The organism is Paenibacillus agricola (genome assembly GCF_011440305.1).
Taxonomy (GTDB): Bacteria; Bacillota; Bacilli; order Paenibacillales; family NBRC-103111; genus Paenibacillus_S; species Paenibacillus_S agricola.
Genome location: NZ_JAAOIW010000010.1, coordinates 167,554 through 186,004 on the forward strand (window position 1 = coordinate 167,554; position 18,451 = coordinate 186,004).

The following is an 18,451-nucleotide window of genomic DNA, read 5'->3' on the forward strand; positions in this document are numbered from 1 at the left end:
CTATAATTATTATTTTAGACTGAAAGGAAGATTTATATGAAACTTACTAATCACGTTAATTTTGTAGATTCGGAAGGCCAAATATATTGCTGTCTCCGCAATAAATTAGTAAAGCTTGACCAACAGCAGGAGGAGCGTTTCTGTAACGGCTGCCAAATGTTTGCGGGCTTTGCCAATGGGGGCGGTGTGGAGTGTATGTGGGAGGATGCGCGACATGTTAATAATCCGCATATCATTGTTGACCCTTTCCAAGAATTTATTTCCAACCAAAGGCGTGTCGTGCCTTCAGAGAATATGAGCAGCATGGCTTTTCTTGCGGCTGAGGCAGGCTGAAGCAGGATGAAGCAGGATGAAGCCAAGTCTAATCCAATAGCGACAACAAAGAACCGTCCGATATGGACGGTTTTCTTATGCACAAAGCCTGCTACATCGAAAACAACAGATCCCATAGCTGCTTGCCAATAAGGATAGAGGTAACGACTATAAATAGTGGCTTCACATAGCTGACACCATGGCGGATGGCTAAGCGGGAGCCTACCAGCGCCCCGGCTATCATCGCAACGCCCATCGTAAGGCCATAGCCGATATGTACAGAGCCGAGCAGGAGAAAGGCGCCCAGGCTGGCCATATTGCTGGCCAAATTCAATACCTTGGCATTGCCGGAGGCGCCAACAAAGTCGAAGCCCAGCAGCAAGAACAGGAAGAGCAGGAACGAACCTGTTCCAGGACCGAAGAAGCCGTCATAAAATCCAAGCGCCAACGCACATAAGGCTGTCGCCAGTTTGACGCGTGGAGTCATGGGGCGGGGAGCTTCAAGCTTGCCCCAGTCTTTTTTAAGTAAAGTATAAATAAGCAGCAGCACAAGCATACATACAACAAATGGCCTCAGGAACGAGGAGGGGACCAAATGTACGGTATAGGTTCCGAGCAAAGCACCGACAAAGGACAACGGGAATAGCATAAGCGCTAGCTTTCCGTTGATTTTGCCGGAAAATAAGAAAGACAGTGTGCTGGTCATCGAGGCCAACGTGCCCCCAAGCTTGTTGGTGCCAAGCACCATATTGAGTGGCAAGCCAGTGAGCAGGAGAGCTGGCACAGCGATTAACCCGCCTCCGCCGACAACCGAATCAATAAAGGCGGCTAAAAAACCTGCCACCAGCAAAAATAACAGCATATCTGTTGAAGGAAATTCCATCGTGAGGCTCCTTTAAGACTAAGATGACGATAGGCCAAAGCCTACGAATAGTATAAGTAAAGTCAAGGGTCGACACAATACTTTTTATACAGCCAGTGATTGCACATTCGTTTTGTACATGGTATCCTTCATGCAATGGTTACGCTACCAGATGAACTATATAAAATGAAAGGTGTGTTCTCTTTGATTCACAAGCTGGAGCATATTGGAGTTATGGTAAAGGATATGGACGCCTCAATCCGTTTTTATACGGAGGTAATAGGTATGAAGCTGGTTAAGCGCAAAGCCTTGGCAGACGGGGTTGAGCTGGGATTTATGTCGTTTCCGGATTCGGACAAGATTGAAATTGAGTTGATCGGGCGTGGGCATGACGGATTGCCAGACAATGGACTTGTGCATCATATTGCTTTTACCGTAAGTGATATTCAAGCAGAGATAGACCGTTTAAAAACATTTAATGTCAAATTGATGGATGAAACTCCTCGTACTATTCTAGAAGGTGACCTGATTGCCTTTTTCTTCGGCCCCGATGGCGAACGTTTGGAGTTTTTTCAACCAGCTTCCCAATAAGTGGATTTCACACATATCCCACCAAAAAGTGCCGTTTGGATTTCCTCCAGAACGGCCTTTTCGTTAAGTGTTTAATTTATGTTTCAGAAAGCATCCAAGGTGTAATAATGTATAAGATACCCCTATAACTAAGAAAAATATAGATGTAGTAAATATGTCGGATTTTGTCGCAATCGAGTCCGTGATCGGCTTATAATAGAAAGTAGAGAGACATTGTTTGGAATGGAGGGCTTCGTGTGGCGAAGGCACAAGTGGATCATCATTCATTGTTTGAGCATGCATATACGTTTGCGCCCGTTGGTATTGCACTCCTGTCCCTTGAAGGAGCATGGATAAAAGTGAATCCGGCAGTAAGCCATATTCTCGGATATTCCAAGGAAGAATTGCTGAGTTATACCTATAAAGAAATTTCACATCCAGAAGATGTAAACATAGATGAATTTAAAATCCAACAGCTGTTGGAAGGCGCCGCTATCTCTTATGAAACGGAAAAACGGTATATACAGAGCAATGGCAATGTTATTTGGGCATCGTTACATGTTTCCTTGGTCAGGGACGAGATAAAGGGTACTCCCCTATATTTTATCATACATCTGATCGACATCACCGATAAAAAAGCCACTCAGCATAAGCTGCTGGAAATCGAAAAGATTTATAAGGTGATTTCCGACAATACCGGAGACGTCATTTCCTTTTCCAATCCTGAAGGGATACTCATTTATTGCTCGCCTTCCCTCTTCGGTCTGTTAGGTTATCGGCCTGAAGAAATAGTGGGTAATTCGACCTTCAACTTTTATCATCCAGGCGACTTGGAGGAATTAAAAAAGAAGTCTTTCTCCGATAATGATAATTTTACGTGTAGGGTAATGCATAAAAATGGAAAATACCTTTGGTTCGAGACCAATTTCAAAATAATTAGGGATAACCAAGGCAATATCCAAAAAGTGGTGGGAATAGGACGAGATGTGACGAAACGTAAGGAGCATGAGGATAATTTGGCAGAGGCCCAACGGATTGCCTTGCTGGGAAGCTGGGAGCTGGATATTGATCATGACCATCTAATATTCTCTGCTGAGGTATACCGGATCTTTAATTTGAGTACAGCCTTTATAGGCAATAGCCCAGCTGATTTTGTCAAGCTTATACACAATCATGACCAACAAAGTTTAATGGATAGCTTTGAGCTTGCGAAAAATGGGCAGGAGATCAATGTGGAGTTGCGTTATCTTCAACCGGAGCACTCCATCAAATATTTTCATTTACGCGGCATCACGGCTAAAGATAATAACGGTAAACCGATAAAAATTAATGGAACGATCCAAGATGTAACAGAGCGGAAAAATATCGAACTGAAGCTGCAAGAAAGTATTGAGCGTTACACCTCGCTGAAAAAATATAACCATGATGCCATATTTTCGCTGGATCTGGAAGGTAATATTATTAATGCAAACGTCGTGGCCGAACAAATCACTGGTTTTCCGGTCGATGAGATGGCGGGCTCAAATTTCTTGAAATTTATTGGCACTGGCCATTTTAAACATTTTAAACCTGACTTAGCCAAAGAGGGCAATTCCGAGAAAATGATTGATAAGATTGTCAATAAGGATGGACAAATTATAGAGGTATTGACGACTAATGCCCCTATTATTATTAATGGGGAATTAGTGGGCTACTATATCATTGCCAAAGACATTACAGATCAGAAAAAATTGTTGATAGCCAAGGAAGCGGCGGAGAAGACGAACCTGGCGAAAAGTGAATTTCTCGCTATGATGAGCCATGAAATCCGTACTCCAATGAATGGCGTCATAGGTATGACCCATTTGCTGGTGGATACGACCGAATTGGATGCCCAGCAAGAGGAATATGTCGATATTATCCGTAAAAGCGGCAATGCCCTTCTGGCGATTATTAACGATATTCTGGACTTTTCGAAAATTGAATCCGGTAAAACCGATTTATTGGAAGAGCCCTTAGACATCAGGGAATGTGTTGCCGAAACACTGGATATCCTCTCCTCCAAAGCTGCCGAAAAACGTTTGGAAATGAAGTATTCTGTACATGCCAACGTGCCTCGGGCGCTTATTGGAGATGCTGCGCGCTTGAAGCAGGTATTAATGAATTTGATCGGAAATGCAATCAAGTTTACTTATACTGGCGGAGTTGCGATTACTGTAGAAAAAGACCTGCAAACCCCTAACCTCGTTCAACTTAAATTTATCATTAAGGATACCGGAATTGGTATTCCGGATGACAAGGTCAAGCAGTTGTTCCAGCCCTTCTACCAATTAGAACATTTTATGACCCGCAAATCGGAAGGTACGGGACTGGGGCTTGCGATCAGCAAGAAGCTTGTGGAAAAAATGGGCGGGAATATTTGGATTGAGCAAACCGATGTACCTGGCTCAACCTTTATATTCACGGTCGCTTTAAGAGAGGAAATACCACTTCCTGCTTCCATGCTAAGTATATCCAGTAAGGAGAAAAAATTTGCCGTGCGCTCATTAAAGATTCTTGTAGCCGAAGACCACGAAATCAATCAGCTCGTATTAAGAAAAATGCTTGAAAAGCTGGGGCATACCGTGACCATTGTTGAAAATGGGCATGAGGCTGTGCAAGCTGTCACCTTTGAAGCCTTCGATATGATATTTATGGATGTGCAAATGCCTGAATTAAACGGGTTGGATGCTTCGAGGTCACTTAAAGCATCATTTCCGAGTGGGGGCTGCCCGATTATTATTGCTGTAACTGCTAACGCCCTTAAAGGAGACCGGGAGAAATGCCTCTCGGCAGGGATGGATGATTATATTAGCAAGCCGATCAAGCGAGAGGTTATTACCGAAATGATCACTAAATATTTTCCGCAATAACCTGTAATCTTTATGGGTTATAATCATGTGATAAAAGGAGGTAAGAGCTATCGGTAAAACAGCGATTGTCGCGGGAGCGACAGGATTGATCGGCATTCAGCTGGTCAAGTCTTTACTGGAGAATCCTAATTACGGGAAGGTAATAGCCTTGACCAGAAGCAAGCTGCCGCTGGAGCATACTAAATTAATACAGGTCTTAACGAACTATGAGGATCTTGAGCCTGCTATTCAACAGGATTTGGCGGGCTCCGACCTTTTCTGTGCTTTGGGCACCACGATCAAAAAGGCGAAGTCCAAAGAGCAGTTCCGCAAGGTGGATTTTGAATATCCGATGAAGCTGGGAAGGCTGGCTTTGGCTTATCAAGCAGCCAATTTTTTAATTGTTAGCTCAATGGGGGCCGATGCCAAGTCCCGTATTTTTTACACCCAGGTCAAGGGTCAGGTCGAGGAAGGCCTTGAACAGCTGAAACTGCCGGCTTTGCATATTTTTCATCCTTCCTTATTGCTGGGGGATAGGCAGGAAGCCCGGATGGGTGAGAGAATAGGATCTGCTCTTTCTATAGTAGTTTCACCCTTGATGGTAGGAGGCTTACGTAAATATAAGCCGATCCAAGCCGAAGTGGTTGCCAAAGGGATGATAGAAGCAGCAAAGCTGGGTAATAAAGGCATACATAGGTACGAATACGAGCAAATTGCCGAGCTTGCTAATAGGTAAGCGAGTAGAGATCAAACCAATTTCTTAAAAAAACCTTGGGAGGGTAAACAATGACACGTAAAATTCTGGTTGTCCAAGATATAACCGAAACGCATGAGAAACAGATCCGCAGTATAGCAAGAGAATGGGAATTGGTGCATGGCAAGGATGAAGAAAAGTGGCAGCCCCATGTAGCGGATGCTGAGATCATTGTAGGCTGGCATTCGAGCCTTGCCAAGGAATGCTTGCAACCGGATACAGCGCTGCGCTGGATTCAAAACTGGGGTGCTGGTGTCGACAACATGCCCCTGCAAGGAATAGCGGAGCATGGAGTGATCTTAACGACGACGAGCGGCGTGCATCCGAATCCGATTTCGGAGTCGATCTTTGCGATGATGCTGGGATTAACGCGCAAGGTCCATATCGCAATCCGTAACCAGCTCCAGCATAAATGGGTGCGTTACAACGACCTTGGCGAGGTTCATGGCAAAACTATTGCCATTATCGGAGCCGGCTCCATTGGATTGGAAGTAGCCAAGCTGTCCAAAGTGTTTGGGATGACGGTGCTGGGTGTTAAACGCACATTGTCGGAGTCGGTCTATGTAGACCGTATGGTCACTATGGATGGGTTGAATGAGGTGCTTAGTGAAAGCGATTACGTGGTAGTCACATTGCCCCATACCGCAGAAACACATCATATTATCGGTCGTGAGCAATTCGCCGCGATGAAGCCAAACGCCTATTATATCAACATAGGGCGAGGCGGAACTACGGATACCGCTGCTTTAATTGAAGCGCTGCAAAGCGGCTCCATCGCAGGTGCAGGCTTGGATGTATTCGAGGTAGAGCCGTTGCCAGCAGACAATCTTCTTTGGGATATGGAAAATGTCATTATAACCCCACATAATTCGGGTGTTACCGAGTACTACCAGGAACGGGCTATGCAAATATTTCTGCGCAACCTGCGCGATTATACAGAGGGCAGAGAGCCGCAATTAAACCGCGTTGATTTTAAAAACCAATACTAGTAGGCTTGCAGATATATAGGATTAAAGATGCATAGTTTAAAAGAAACCTCCCACACCCTCGGCAAGAGTGGTGTGGGAGGTTTCTTGTTTGATTATCTAGCAACCCATCGGGGATTAGATCCACAATTAGTCACCATTTAACCTCAGATTTGATCGGAACCCTAGGCTATAAATCGTTGAGTTCGCGAATAACCTTCCAGCCTGAGTCAGGAGGCTCGACCCTATAGCTTCTCATCATCCCGCCTGGCTGCTTGATGGCGACTAGGAAACCATCAGGTCCCGTTGCAATATGATGAATTTCACCATCCTGTACGAGCTCCTCAGCCATAGGGGCAAGTAAGGGGATCAGTGCGGCCTCCAGCCAGATTTGCTGCTGAAACCAAGCTGGAATGGGAATATGGGGTGGATATCCTGTTACGGGAGCGCCCAGCTCAACAGCTAATTGATAGGGATCGCTTGAAGGCGTAAGCGTAAGGCCCTGCCCTATCGCGGCTACGTAGCGCAAGCAAAGCTCAATGGTATGGAGCACCTCCACATCGTGCAATGAACCATTGGCATAACGGATCTCCACGGTGCCGAAATCAAACCAAGCTGCTATATTCACTCCGCAGCGATGGGATTGCGGCCGTCCCCGATGGCGAAGCACCGTCCCATCGGGCTGCTTGATAAACTGCTCCCGCATCTCCGGGAGCACGGGCGGGCAATAGAGCAGCCGGTGCTCGCTGCTGGCTAGCAGGGCTTGCAAAGCCTGCTGGTGCAGCAAGGCTGCATCTATTAAGGGGAGCAGCATATCGGCTCCCCATGGCTCTAGGCCTACATGCACATGGAGACCGCAGCTCCAATTGGCGGTTGCCCCTTGAGCTTGGAGCCGTTCGAGCATCGTGCAAATTTGTCCCCGATCCTCCCAGCAGATCGGGGGAGGCTTAAGCTCGCTGCCTGAGGCGGCTCCTGTTTCGTCCAGCTGTTGTTCATCTAGCGACATCACCCAGTCTGGCAGCAGCTCCAAGCCTGCGGGGTCACCCCCTACAAATTCGATCTCCACACCAAATTTTAAATCTTTCCAATCTACAGCTTTTGGCCACATCATCTATCATCCTCTCCTTTGAATGGGCAATGACAGTACAATCAAAGAGAGAGGCGGACCACGAGCCTGGCGAGCTGAGTATTAACGGGGGATTTTATCTCTTAATATGTCTCTTAGCATGGCATAACGCTCCTTAGAGTTGCATGTAGTCTAAATAGCAGATTGGCTGGGCAAGGAGATCCGTCCTAAAGCTTCTCCGGCCTCGCTCTCAAAAACCTTTAAAGTAGAAAGGTCGCCAAGCGTAATAATACCTAATAACTCCCCATTTTCTACAACAGGCAGACGGCGAACCTGTTCATCAGCCATAATCTGGGCAGCTTCTTCCACAGTGGTATGGGGCGCAATAGTCCGTATTTTTTTTGTGAACACTTCGCCTACGGTTACGGTTTCGTTATGATGACCCGTATAGCCACGGATGGCGAGGTCACGGTCTGTAAGGACTCCAATAAGTTGTTTGCCTGCAACTACAGGAATAAACCCGATATCATGCTCTCTCATTTTGGTAGCAGCCTCATAAAGAGAATCGCTGGCGACAATGGTAATACAATCCTTGGACATGATTTCGTTGACCAGTAATACATCTCTCAATTGCTTTTGAATTTCATATAATACTCGTTTCGAGGCTGCGAGAATAGGTGCAGGGATAGGAGATTTATAATCCAGGCCGTGGGGAAAGGTAGCTCTCCCGATATAAGCGTCCTCTAGAACTAGTATAGCATAAGGGGATTCCAGCCTGCCTTCAATGGCTCTGGAATTAAACCGCAAGAAATATTCGGCGCCTTCGGATTTATCTTCAATTTTATAATCATAGGTGGCTCTTGTATATTCCCATTGCCAACGAACGAACCCCAGACTTGTGGTTAACTCATCTAAATAAGCCAGATCACTGACCAATCCTTTGATGCCTGCGTCCTCAATTATCATATATATTCCTCCCAGGTTGTCTCGCGAATCGTTATAAAAAACGGCGAAGCCGCTTATCCTCGATTCATGCCTAATCCATGATAGCAAGCTTCTCCTATAAACAATACGTTGCAATCATCGGAATGTAAGCGGCAACTTGGGGCTAAGTGGTGACGTTTCGGGACTATTTCATATAACTGTAACAAACTATGGCGAAGACTGGAACCTTTGGCTTAAAACCGCTCATAGATTTCATCTTGGGGGGAAAGCTAAGCAAAAACTACAAGGGTGATTCAAGAGATGGAATCGGAGTATGACAGCCTTATTGAAAAAATTGAAACGTTGCGGGCAGAAATGGTTGAGCTTATCAAAATAAAGCATATCACTGATCCTGAAGTGATTGCAGCCAGCCAAATGCTGGATGTGGTGTTGAACGAATATTATCTGATTATCATGAAAAAGACAGCGGAAAAGCGGAGCGAACTGTAGGGCCCATAGTCGACCCGGACACAGCCATTTGGGAAGTTTGGTGGACAGAGAAGCCGCTATTTGCTTTTTACGAACCCCAAATTACTATTTTTCTGGTAATAGAGGTTTTCTGTGTCCGCTGGGCAAGCCCACTTGATCAAGCTTTATAAGTATTCCTGTTCTATGTCTTTAAATCAGTCGCGAAATTGAAGAGTTTGCGATGCGTCTCTTCATGGAGGAATCCATGTAGCTTGACAAAGGGGCGTATAATAAGAATATGCTTAGCTATGGATAAATATAGAAGTGATAAAAAATGAAAAGATAGATCAGTGAAGTGAGATAACATAGGGAGTGGAAGTAGATGAATGTTATTGAAAAATTATTGAAACCGTTTACAATACCGCGAATGATTAAAGTTCGCCAGCATTTCCAGACGATGGCTATAGCTGATGTCGCAGCCGCAGTCCACCAATCGATTGAGGATACGAATGTGCTTTCAAGAATCCATAGTGGTGACCAAGTAGGTATTGCAGTGGGCAGCCGGGGTGTGGCCGATATTGCTTTGATCGTCCGGGAAACTGTGAAGGCGGTAAGATCGGCTGGAGGCGAGCCTTTCATTATTCCAGCGATGGGCAGCCATGGTGGAGCCACCGCTGAAGGGCAACGGGCGGTGCTCAGCCATCTCGGCGTAACTGAGGCTTACATCGGTGCGCCGATTCGAGCAACGATGGAGACTGTAGAAATAGGCAGGCTGGCCAATGGCATGCCTGTCTTCATGGATAAGCATGCGCATGAAGCAGATAAGCTAATCGTTATTAACCGTGTGAAGCCGCATACAGCCTTTCGTGGAAAAGTGGAGAGCGGCTTGCTGAAGATGATTACGATTGGGCTTGGCAAGCAAACAGGTGCGGAAACGGCACACGCGTATGGATTTCAGCATATGGCACAGCATGTGTGGGAAATGTCGCAGATAACGCTTGCGCAAGCGCCGATTATCTTCGGCATTGCTACCGTAGAGAACGCTTATGACCGTCCCGGGCATATTGAAGCCATTCCTGCTGAACGTATTGCCGACGTGGAGCCGGGGCTCCTGTTGAAGGCGAAGCAGTGGATGCCTTCGATTCTATTCGATCCTTTGGATGTGCTCGTTGTGGATGGGGTCGGCAAAGATATTTCAGGGTCGGGAATGGACCCGAATATTACCGGGCGCTTCCCAACCCCATTTGCAGCGGGAGGCATCCAGGTTAGCCGTTTAGTGGCACTGGGCTTGACCGAAGCGTCAGATGGTAACCATAACGGGCTGGGTCTGGCGGATATCACAACCCGCCAATGCTTTGACCAAATTGACTGGTCGAAGGGCTGGGCTAATGCGCTGACCAGTACGGTGGTCAATACGGTAAAAATTCCGATGTTTATGGAAACATCGGAATTAGCGGTCAAAGCTGCAATTCGCACCTGCAACGCACCGGATTTAAGCAAGGTACGCTTGGTGAGAATTCCCAACACGCTGCATGTGCAGGAAATTTGGATTTCGGAAAGCCTGCTTTCGGAAGCGCGGCAAAAGGCGGATATTGAAATTTTGGGCGAGCCGGAGAACATGATATTCCCGTAATTTTGCTTAGTTGCTTAGTGTACAAGGGACAAGGGCAAGCAGGCACGGTTAGGCTTAAGCAAGACGGGCTTCTGCATGCGTATATTGCGCTTAGGCTTAAACAAGACGAGCCTCTGCTTGCGTATATTGCTCTTAGGCTTAAGCAAGACAGCCCATTGCTTGCGTCTATTGGTCGTGCAAAGCCGCCTGTCTTTTGAATTGGTCCTCTAGGACGAGGCAGGCCATCGCCTCCACAACGGGAACGATTCTAGGACAGATGCAGGGATCATGCCTGCCTACGGTGCTGATCGATTGTGCTTCGCCATCCACACGGACGGTTTGTTGAGGGAGCGAAATCGAGGAGGTTGGTTTGACGGCTACCCGGAAAATAATTTCCTCCCCTGTGCTAATCCCTCCAATAATTCCGCCTGAATGGTTGGTTAAGAAGCCGGCGGCATCCATTTGGTCATTATGCTCACTGCCCAGCATACGGGCTGCGTCGAAACCGGCTCCGAATTCGATGCCTTTGATCGCGCCGATCGAGAGCATCGCTTTGGCAAGCTCGGCATCAATCTTATCAAATACGGGCTCGCCGATACCAGCGGCTACGCCTCTGATTCTGCACTCGACAATGCCTCCGCAGCTATTGCCAGCGGCAGCCAATGCTTCAATCCGCTGGACCATGGCGACAGCCGCCAGCGGGTCGCAGGCGCGGACAGCGTTGCGCTCGATCTCCTGCTCATCGAAGGTATCGCAGCGGATACCGCCTATTTCTAGAGTGTAGGCGGCGATGCTGACTCCTCTGCGCTCAAGCAGCTTGCGCGCGACAGCTCCAGCGGCAACCCGGCCTGCCGTTTCCCTTCCAGAAGCGCGACCGCTTCCCCGATGGTCGCGGATGCCATATTTCTTTAAATAGGTATAGTCGGCATGCCCCGGCCGGAAGGAATGCTGAATATCCGTGTAGGCCTCTGAGCGCATATCATGGTTGTGCATCATCATAAAAAGCGGCGTTCCTGTAGTTTTCCCCTCATACACTCCTGATAAAATATGCACGATATCATATTCCTTGCGAGGCGATGTCACAGAGGACTGCCCTGGTTTTCGGCGATCCATTTGGATCTGAATATAAGCCTCATCTATGTCCACTCCAGGTGTAACCCCATCCACGATAACCCCAACGGCATCACCGTGCGACTCACCAAATGTCGTAATTGTAAAAGCGTCTCCGAATGAGCTGCCTGCCATTTGTGTAACCTCCCTTAATCATTGATGAAGTTGAAGCACTGTATGTACTTCATTATAAGAGGCGAAGGGATATAAATATAATAGATATTTTCACTTACAGACATAGAGAAGGGCTATATCTGTTGGTTTACATCTTATTTGAGTGCGATAAAGGTAATGGTTGTCCCTGTCCCTAGTAGCCACGATTCATGTGGGTGAGGAGGCATCTTTTTGGCAGGATTGGGATTCAGGTTCCCCTGAAATCTATGTTAATCTGTGTTAACATGTATAATGCACGTTATTACGTTACATAATTGAAAGGCGGAAGCTTGATATGCCCAACAGGAATGTTACGACCTTGGCAATTTTTTATGCCTTTATTTATATGAGCATTGGTACCTTTTCTTCGTATATCGGAATTTATTTTACAGAAGTGGGCCTCGGCAATTCGGAGATTGGGATTCTTACCTCGATTGGTGCGGTTGTTGGGCTTTTTGCCCAGCCTTTGTGGGGAATCCTGGGTGATCGGGCGAAAACAAAAAACAGCATATTGATGATTTGCACGTTTTTTGCCAGTGTGACGGTGTGGCTGATCCCTTGGGCAGGAACGCTGTTTGTGCCGCTATTATTGGGGATGGCTTTATTTAGCCTGTTCCAGATTGCCATTAATCCGCTTAGTGATGCAATTACGCTGGAGCTCTCTTCCAAAGGAATCGTACGTTTCTCTAGCGTCCGCACCTTTGGCTCGGTAGGCTATGCGATTGTCTCCGTAGCAGCGGGATGGCTGTTTACAACCCACCTCAACTTGATATTTTTGATTACGTCCTTCATTATGCTGGGTTGTTTTCTTTTATCACTGGGAATCCCCAAGGTGGCAGGTCACCAAAGCAGCGGCAAGAAGGTACAATTGATCAGCATCTTCAAAAACAAACAGCTGGTTCTGCTCTACGCCTACACGCTGTCGTTGTCGATTGCTATGGGCTTTTTATTTTCGTTTCAGGCGATTTATAGCAAGCAGCAAGGGATTAGCATGGAGGTTATCGGCATCGGTCTTGCCATTGGCTCCTTTACGCAATTTCCTTTTATGATCTTTTTTCGGCAATTTTATGAACGGTTTGGCATCCGTAATATTCTTTTATTCTCCGGCTTTATACATACATTACGATGGTGTTTGTACGCGTTTGCTTTGACGCCCTTCACTTATTTGCTCAGCTGGATGCTCCACGGTGGAACGTATATTTTGTTTTACATGTGTTTGGCTGAATATGTGAATAGCTATGTAGTCAAGGAGCTTAAAGCGTCCGGGCAAATGCTGAATTCTGTCATCCAGATGAGTGTCGGCAAAATTATCGGTGGCATGCTAGGAGGAGTCTACGCGGCACAATGGGGCTTCCAAAGCGCCTTTCTGATGCTGGCTATTATGGGAGCGTTATCAACGATAGCTTTTTATTGGGTCAGCCGACGTTACCGTGTATTCGAGCAGCGGGAGCCGGGCAATAGTTGAATCAGCTGAGACGGTCCATGTAAATTAGATGATAAGTTTACTAAAAGAAAAAAGAAAAGGGGGGACCTGTATGGTTTCATTTCTATTAACAGTCTGGAGACTGCTCAAAGGACTTGTCCATGCCTTTAAAGAAAAGGATTTCCAGGCGTTATTCGTGTTGATCCTGATGACCTTGCTCTCAGGGACGATCTTTTATACTACGGTTGAAGGGTTATCGATTCTGGATGCCCTCTATTTTTGTGTAGCTACCCTCAGTACGGTAGGTGATCCTGAGTTCAAGCCCCATACCAGCCTTGGCAAAGTGTTTACGATCGTCTATATTCTTGCCGGAACCGGTCTGTTTCTCGGTCTTATTATTAAGGTCGCATTCGGTATTTTTAAAAGTGGAAATAGGTAAAAAATGGTTTTTTATTCATTTTGAGAAAGCTATGTGGTATGATGAATCCAAGGTTTCAATTTGCCTAGTAGCAATATTAATGTATCATAGTGTCATAAAAGTTACTATAAAAAGGAGCGTATTAATGGAAGCCAAGCATACCCTTTGCTTAGTTAATCCGGCACTCGAAGTTATCGCTGGTAAATGGAAAACGACCATCCTGCTTATCCTGCTTTTTGAAGGAACCAAACGGTTCAGCGAATTGAATAACGCTATTCCGCTTATTACGAAGAAGATGCTGACCTCCCAGCTGCGGGAATTAGAGGATCAGGATATTATTCTTCGCGAGGTCTATCCGGTAGTGCCACCGAAGGTCGAGTATTCACTTACGGAATATGGGCGAACGCTAGAGCCTATCTTACATTTAATGCATGATTGGGGATCAGCCCATGTAAGTCATATGGCTAATAAGCCAAATGGGCGTGATTTTGTTGAGATGATGTAAGGTCTTATTAGGAAGCTTAATAATTGAGGTCAACAGTGGAGAAAAGCTATGGCATCCTGCTATGGCTTTTTTGCTGCACAAAAGTAGAATAATTTTTCAGGACCGAAAGGCGATTTTTTAATTGGGCAACACTTCTCTCCATGCATAATTTCACTCCTTTATACTCATATTATTGAGGTTATCTGATCCCAACAAGTAAAGGAGACATAGAGATGCAGCAGCAAACACAGACAAACAGCAATCAGACACAAGGCGCTCAGCAAATGACCCATGGGGGCCACGAGCTCTTTGATATGCACGAGGTGTTGGGTTGCACGGTCAATGTACTGGACCAGTTTATGATGTTCAGGCAGTTTGTCCAGGATAAGGAGCTTCTCGATATTTTGGACCGCCAATATAATTTCACGCTTTCGCAATACAATCTTACAGCGGAGTGCTTTTCAACCGGGCAAAAACCAAGCCAAGAAACGGCTACGTATAAGATTAAGGATATGTCCCAGCCGATTTACGGAATCAAAGCCACCCAGCCGAAAAAGCCCAATCAATCGTTGGCTGATGTGAAGGATGCGGGGATTAGCGGGCAAATGCTCGGATTAATAAAAACCCATGCTTCGCTGTTGACGATGAGTGCTGTTGAAGTGACAAATCCGGTTGTACGCCGTGTACTGGCTTCACAAGTGGAAAATTTTATCGAAATGGCGTATGAAATTTTCCTTTACCAGAACAAGCATGCTTACTACCAAGTACCACAATTAGCGACTGCCGATATGCAAAAGATGCTAAGCGCCTTCGTGCCAGCAACCGGAACGCCGCAAATGCCGGGTAATAACCAGGCCGGTATTACACTCCACTAAACAAGCGCGTATCCTTATCGATTGAGTTCATTCTATAGTCTTTCTCACACCCAGCAGCGTTTCCATAACGATGCTGGGTTATTTGCTCTTATTTGACCACCGCAACGAAAGCACACGCTATTTATGAAAATGCACACCCAGCGCTTTGAATTTATTTTTCATCTTAGTAAAAGGGCATTTGGAAGGAGCGCTCTCATCATCCCGCAAAAAATATTGCTGCCACTCCCGATTATCCGCTTGTCCGTACCATTTTAAGGAGGGATGTGCAGGTATACCGTCGTACTCAAGTAATTTGTGGCGAATGGTCTTTTTCATGTTACGTCCAGAGGGGGTCGAATCGTTCAATTCATCGAATACCCAACGGGGCTGGAAGGCGATCAAAAAATAGGGAGTACGGCGGCTATTGCGGACCTCATGTGCAGGAGTCCCGCAAAAGGCGAAATACGGATGCCCCTCATAACAAAATTCCCAGGAAGGGTCGGAGGGGTCCGTCGCAATATGCTCAGGCCAGGGAGCCGTATCGTTGGCGCTAACCTTGCTTAGCACAGACCAAAATATGTGCTCATACTCTTCTACAGAGTAGGGGCTTGCCGTTGCTTCCGGCGGCGTGTTGAAAAAAATAACCAGCGAAGCATATTTGCCAGTTTCACGCGAGTATCCGCCATACTGCTGCAGGAGCTGTGCGACATCTATGATGGCTTGCTCGGAGCTTGGCTCCGCCGCGAATCCGAATCGCAAATTATTGGAAAGAAAGCCTTGGCGCCCAGGTACACAGGGGTACCTGTTAGCCGGATCGGCAATCATCTGGCCGAATTGGCGAAAGGCATCCTGCTGCCATTCCGGCAATTCGGAGAGATGCTCATCAAGCCAGGCTTTGGTAGTCAAGTTAACCATGGGGAAGCCTCCTTCACTAGTATGAAGCATACTATGCGAAGAAGGATGGATGGGTGAATGCCTACATCACTTCCACAGCGATGGGTGTACAATTATATCCATTGCAGGCGCTCTCTTCGCATGGACAAGCTGATACGGCCACGACCAGGTCCATCTCTGCGCGAAGCTCGACATAATCGCCCGCCTTGGATAGCGGTCGTTCTATGCTGATTTGTCCGGATGGATGAATGACTGTGTTCATAAATAGATTGAACGGGTAATGCTGGTCAGGCGACGGAATGACGAATTCGGCTAAAGCCTGGTTCAGATTATCGTAACAGCTGGCATGACGATGTTTATGGTAGAGCAGCTCATACATTTCAGGACGGCAGGCAGGATTAATCCAATCATGCCTGCCTACCGTATCCGAAACCAAGGTAAGCAGGGGCCGGTATTGGTTGGAGTAGATGATATCCCCCGGCTTCACACTCATAGTACCCAGAGCATCCATCGTTACGCCAGGATCAAGCCGTTCGCTCGGATTGTTAGCACGATAGGCTACGAAATCAGCCACCTGCTCGCCCTCTACATCGGTTACCCGGACGACCTGCCCTTTCATAAGCTTAAAGCCCAGCCCTTGGGTAGCGGGAATTATCCATTGCTGTTTGATCATTGTATGCCTCCTATTGCCATATGCAGGTACCTTAACAGTATGGCTTGCGGCAGGAAAGATCATGCTCATGAATTTGCATGTTATCCCATCTTGCGATAGTCCTTGAGCCTGTATTAATGAGGGGATTGGGTAGGCGAGACTTTTATAAGGCGGTTCGCAATGTTCATGTAGCCATTCCTGTGTAAATCAACACAGCATCCCGTAAAAATACAGCTCCACCAGCTTGCTGCTTATCATAGTAGGCAGCGAATCGTTCATCATCCACATACATTTGGGCAACGCCTGCATGGGCTTCTTTGGTGTAGTAGTCCCAATAAAATCTGAGCCATTGCCGATGCAAATCAGCCGTTTTTTGCGCCAGCTCCCCTGCGGGATCGCCTGTCGCGTAAGCGGCGGACAAAGTCTCCAGAACCTGAGCACCCAATTTCTCAATCGCCTTAGCTTGCTCCTCTGTCATGCCTTTTAGCTTGCTATTGGACTTGTCAATTCGCTCATCGCCGTATTTGGCTCTAATTTCCTTGCCATATTGTTGTTCATTATCCTCGATCAATTGTTGCTTAAAGCCTTCGAATTTCTCAGCGTTAGCCATTGTAATTTTCCCTTCATGATGAGCTAGTGTCTTTTCGACATTAGCTATTAATTGATCCAATTGCTTGCGTTTCTCCAGCAGCTTCTCGCGATGCTCCCTCAGTGCCAGGTCGTTATTAAACGACGGGCCTGCCATAATATCCATAATGCCATCCAGGCTCACCCCGAGCTCTCGGTAGAACAGAATTTGCTGCAGCCGGTCTACCTCGGCTTGACCATAAATACGATATCCCGATGAATTGATTCTTGCTGGCTTCAGCAAGCCGATTTCATCATAATAACGCAGCGTCCTCGTACTGACACCGGCCAGATACCCCAGCTTTTGCACGGTATATTCCATGCTCCACCTCCTCACAAACTTATCGTACACCTTGACGTAACGAGAATGTCAACCATTTAATCGCGATTTTTGGCAGTCCGTTTCAATTATTATGGTCATGTACAGCTTATAAGTGCTGCTCCGCAAGTTATTCACTACACGTTTGTCATTTACTTGCAAGGCTGATGATAGAGAGTATTTGTTAACGGAATGTCAACGCCTCGTGTTGATATTCTAAATAGGCTGCCTCATATGGTCGATAAAGCCCTCCAACAAGGTAGATTGGCGGCGATCCAGGTTATAGGCGTAATACACGTAGCGTTTAAAAGGGTTCTGCGGAATCGGCCGGAACACGAGCTCGCCCCGCTCTACCTCGCGTTCAACGGCCAGGCGCGACACGAACGAAATGCTTTCTCCGAGCATCGCCACCTGCTTGATCGCCTCCAGGGAATCCAGCTCCATATGCCCATTTAGCTCGACGCGGTTACTTACAGCCCATTTCATTGTCAGTTGGCGTGTGCTGGATTCCGGGCTGTGCAGCAGGAACGGGACGCCCTCTAATTGATCGGGAAATAACTGCGGATGACAAGCCAGCTTATGCGTTGGTGAGCAAATCAGCACCAGCTCATCCTCGCAAAAGGTTTCCCCGAATAGTGGTGGAAGCTGGAACGGCTCGCAGGACATCATGCCGAGGTCAATCTCATGGTTAATCAGCAATTCCTTGATAACCGGCGCGGTTTTCACAATCAAGGAAAGCTGGATACGTGGGTAAGCCTTGGCAAAGCTGCTGAGTATACGGGGCAGCATATAGGTGCCGGGAACGTAGCTGGCGCCGATTTTTAGCGTGCCACGGCCTAATTGGTCGTATTCCTTGACAACCCGCTCAGCTTCTTGTGCCAAGGCGTTGATTTTGATGGAATAGTGGTGCAGCGATCGTCCCGCCTCAGTCAAAAGCACCTTGCCAGCACGTGATTCAAAGAGCTGTACACCCAGCTCCTGTTCCAGATTTTTCATATGAAAGGAAACAGTCGGCTGCTTTAAACCCATCGCTTCGGCTACGGCAGTAACTTTTTTATATTTGTCAATCAGCTCTATCATTTGTAATTTAAGCAGGTTCATAGTGCATCTCCCT

20 protein-coding genes are annotated in these 18,451 nt (G+C 46.8%); 12 read left to right on the plus strand and 8 right to left on the minus strand.

The genetic code is table 11. From position 1 onward, the window contains the following. Positions 1 to 36 precede the first annotated feature (36 nt). Positions 37 to 333 (plus strand): hypothetical protein, encoded by a 297-nt coding sequence (locus G9U52_RS24675; protein ID WP_166153313.1) that lies wholly within the window; start codon positions 37 to 39, stop codon positions 331 to 333. 91 nt (positions 334 to 424) lie between these two features. Here G9U52_RS24675 and G9U52_RS24680 read toward each other — a convergent pair whose 3' ends face one another. Further along, the gene (locus G9U52_RS24680; protein WP_166153314.1) at positions 425 to 1,195 is read right to left on the minus strand and encodes a sulfite exporter TauE/SafE family protein; all 771 of its coding nucleotides are present in this window, start codon (positions 1,193 to 1,195) and stop codon (positions 425 to 427) included. 135 nt (positions 1,196 to 1,330) lie between these two features. On the opposite strand from G9U52_RS24680, the gene G9U52_RS24685 reads away from it, so the two are divergent. The 4 genes from G9U52_RS24685 to G9U52_RS24700 all read left to right on the plus strand — a co-directional run bounded on the left by G9U52_RS24685 (position 1,331) and on the right by G9U52_RS24700 (position 6,357). Further along, positions 1,331 to 1,765 carry a VOC family protein gene (locus G9U52_RS24685; protein WP_243767532.1) on the plus strand — a complete coding sequence of 145 codons (435 nt, stop codon included), beginning with the start codon at positions 1,331 to 1,333 and terminating at the stop codon, positions 1,763 to 1,765. Between the two features lie 236 nt (positions 1,766 to 2,001). Continuing rightward, on the plus strand, positions 2,002 to 4,635 hold the full coding sequence (locus G9U52_RS24690; protein ID WP_166153316.1) for a PAS domain-containing hybrid sensor histidine kinase/response regulator: 2,634 nt from the start codon (positions 2,002 to 2,004) through the stop codon (positions 4,633 to 4,635). Positions 4,636 to 4,699: 64 nt separating this feature from the next. Beyond that, complete coding sequence (locus tag G9U52_RS24695) at positions 4,700 to 5,350, plus strand: NAD-dependent epimerase/dehydratase family protein (protein WP_311764923.1); 651 nt, start codon at positions 4,700 to 4,702, stop codon at positions 5,348 to 5,350. Between the two features lie 50 nt (positions 5,351 to 5,400). Further along, complete coding sequence (locus G9U52_RS24700) at positions 5,401 to 6,357, plus strand: D-2-hydroxyacid dehydrogenase (protein ID WP_166153317.1); 957 nt, start codon at positions 5,401 to 5,403, stop codon at positions 6,355 to 6,357. 166 nt (positions 6,358 to 6,523) lie between these two features. Here G9U52_RS24700 and G9U52_RS24705 read toward each other — a convergent pair whose 3' ends face one another. Together G9U52_RS24705 and G9U52_RS41455 are read right to left on the minus strand one after the other, a co-directional pair. Beyond that, positions 6,524 to 7,444, minus strand: coding sequence for an amidoligase family protein (locus G9U52_RS24705; protein ID WP_166153318.1), 921 nt, complete (start codon positions 7,442 to 7,444; stop codon positions 6,524 to 6,526). Between the two features lie 147 nt (positions 7,445 to 7,591). After that, the gene (locus tag G9U52_RS41455) at positions 7,592 to 8,365 is read right to left on the minus strand and encodes a YugN family protein (RefSeq protein ID WP_166153319.1); all 774 of its coding nucleotides are present in this window, start codon (positions 8,363 to 8,365) and stop codon (positions 7,592 to 7,594) included. A gap of 267 nt (positions 8,366 to 8,632) precedes the next feature. On the opposite strand from G9U52_RS41455, the gene G9U52_RS24715 reads away from it, so the two are divergent. The 3 genes from G9U52_RS24715 to G9U52_RS39365 all read left to right on the plus strand — a co-directional run bounded on the left by G9U52_RS24715 (position 8,633) and on the right by G9U52_RS39365 (position 10,621). Beyond that, positions 8,633 to 8,833, plus strand: a complete 201-nt coding sequence (locus tag G9U52_RS24715) for an aspartyl-phosphate phosphatase Spo0E family protein (protein WP_207953178.1) — start codon at positions 8,633 to 8,635, stop codon at positions 8,831 to 8,833. Between the two features lie 340 nt (positions 8,834 to 9,173). Beyond that, the gene (locus tag G9U52_RS24720) at positions 9,174 to 10,424 is read left to right on the plus strand and encodes a nickel pincer cofactor-dependent isomerase, group 22 (protein ID WP_166153321.1); all 1,251 of its coding nucleotides are present in this window, start codon (positions 9,174 to 9,176) and stop codon (positions 10,422 to 10,424) included. Between the two features lie 17 nt (positions 10,425 to 10,441). Next, positions 10,442 to 10,621, plus strand: a complete 180-nt coding sequence (locus G9U52_RS39365; protein WP_207953179.1) for a hypothetical protein — start codon at positions 10,442 to 10,444, stop codon at positions 10,619 to 10,621. On the opposite strand, the gene aroC is transcribed toward G9U52_RS39365, so the two are convergent. Beyond that, positions 10,590 to 11,648, minus strand: a complete 1,059-nt coding sequence (aroC, locus tag G9U52_RS24725) for a chorismate synthase (protein WP_166153322.1) — start codon at positions 11,646 to 11,648, stop codon at positions 10,590 to 10,592. The two genes, G9U52_RS39365 and aroC, sit on opposite strands and share 32 nt — an antisense overlap. A 313-nt stretch (positions 11,649 to 11,961) precedes the next feature. Between aroC and G9U52_RS24730 the strand changes: the two genes are divergently transcribed. The 4 genes from G9U52_RS24730 (at position 11,962) to G9U52_RS24745 (ending at position 14,866) form a co-directional block, all read left to right on the plus strand. Further along, positions 11,962 to 13,131 carry an MFS transporter gene (locus tag G9U52_RS24730; protein ID WP_166153323.1) on the plus strand — a complete coding sequence of 390 codons (1,170 nt, stop codon included), beginning with the start codon at positions 11,962 to 11,964 and terminating at the stop codon, positions 13,129 to 13,131. Positions 13,132 to 13,201: 70 nt separating this feature from the next. Next, on the plus strand, positions 13,202 to 13,528 hold the full coding sequence (locus tag G9U52_RS24735) for a potassium channel family protein (protein ID WP_166153324.1): 327 nt from the start codon (positions 13,202 to 13,204) through the stop codon (positions 13,526 to 13,528). 124 nt (positions 13,529 to 13,652) lie between these two features. After that, positions 13,653 to 14,012, plus strand: coding sequence for a winged helix-turn-helix transcriptional regulator (locus G9U52_RS24740; protein WP_166153325.1), 360 nt, complete (start codon positions 13,653 to 13,655; stop codon positions 14,010 to 14,012). A 212-nt stretch (positions 14,013 to 14,224) separates the two neighbouring features. Next, a complete protein-coding gene (locus tag G9U52_RS24745) occupies positions 14,225 to 14,866 on the plus strand; it encodes a spore coat protein (RefSeq protein ID WP_166153326.1) in 642 nt (213 codons plus the stop codon). Between the two features lie 117 nt (positions 14,867 to 14,983). Here G9U52_RS24745 and G9U52_RS24750 read toward each other — a convergent pair whose 3' ends face one another. The 4 genes from G9U52_RS24750 to G9U52_RS24765 all read right to left on the minus strand — a co-directional run bounded on the left by G9U52_RS24750 (position 14,984) and on the right by G9U52_RS24765 (position 18,438). Further along, the gene (locus G9U52_RS24750; protein WP_166153327.1) at positions 14,984 to 15,760 is read right to left on the minus strand and encodes a YqcI/YcgG family protein; all 777 of its coding nucleotides are present in this window, start codon (positions 15,758 to 15,760) and stop codon (positions 14,984 to 14,986) included. A 61-nt stretch (positions 15,761 to 15,821) separates the two neighbouring features. Continuing rightward, positions 15,822 to 16,409 carry a DUF1989 domain-containing protein gene (locus tag G9U52_RS24755; protein WP_311764924.1) on the minus strand — a complete coding sequence of 196 codons (588 nt, stop codon included), beginning with the start codon at positions 16,407 to 16,409 and terminating at the stop codon, positions 15,822 to 15,824. Between the two features lie 166 nt (positions 16,410 to 16,575). Next, positions 16,576 to 17,340 (minus strand): MerR family transcriptional regulator, encoded by a 765-nt coding sequence (locus tag G9U52_RS24760; protein WP_166153329.1) that lies wholly within the window; start codon positions 17,338 to 17,340, stop codon positions 16,576 to 16,578. A 213-nt stretch (positions 17,341 to 17,553) separates the two neighbouring features. Further along, complete coding sequence (locus G9U52_RS24765) at positions 17,554 to 18,438, minus strand: LysR substrate-binding domain-containing protein (protein WP_166153330.1); 885 nt, start codon at positions 18,436 to 18,438, stop codon at positions 17,554 to 17,556. Positions 18,439 to 18,451 lie beyond the last annotated feature (13 nt).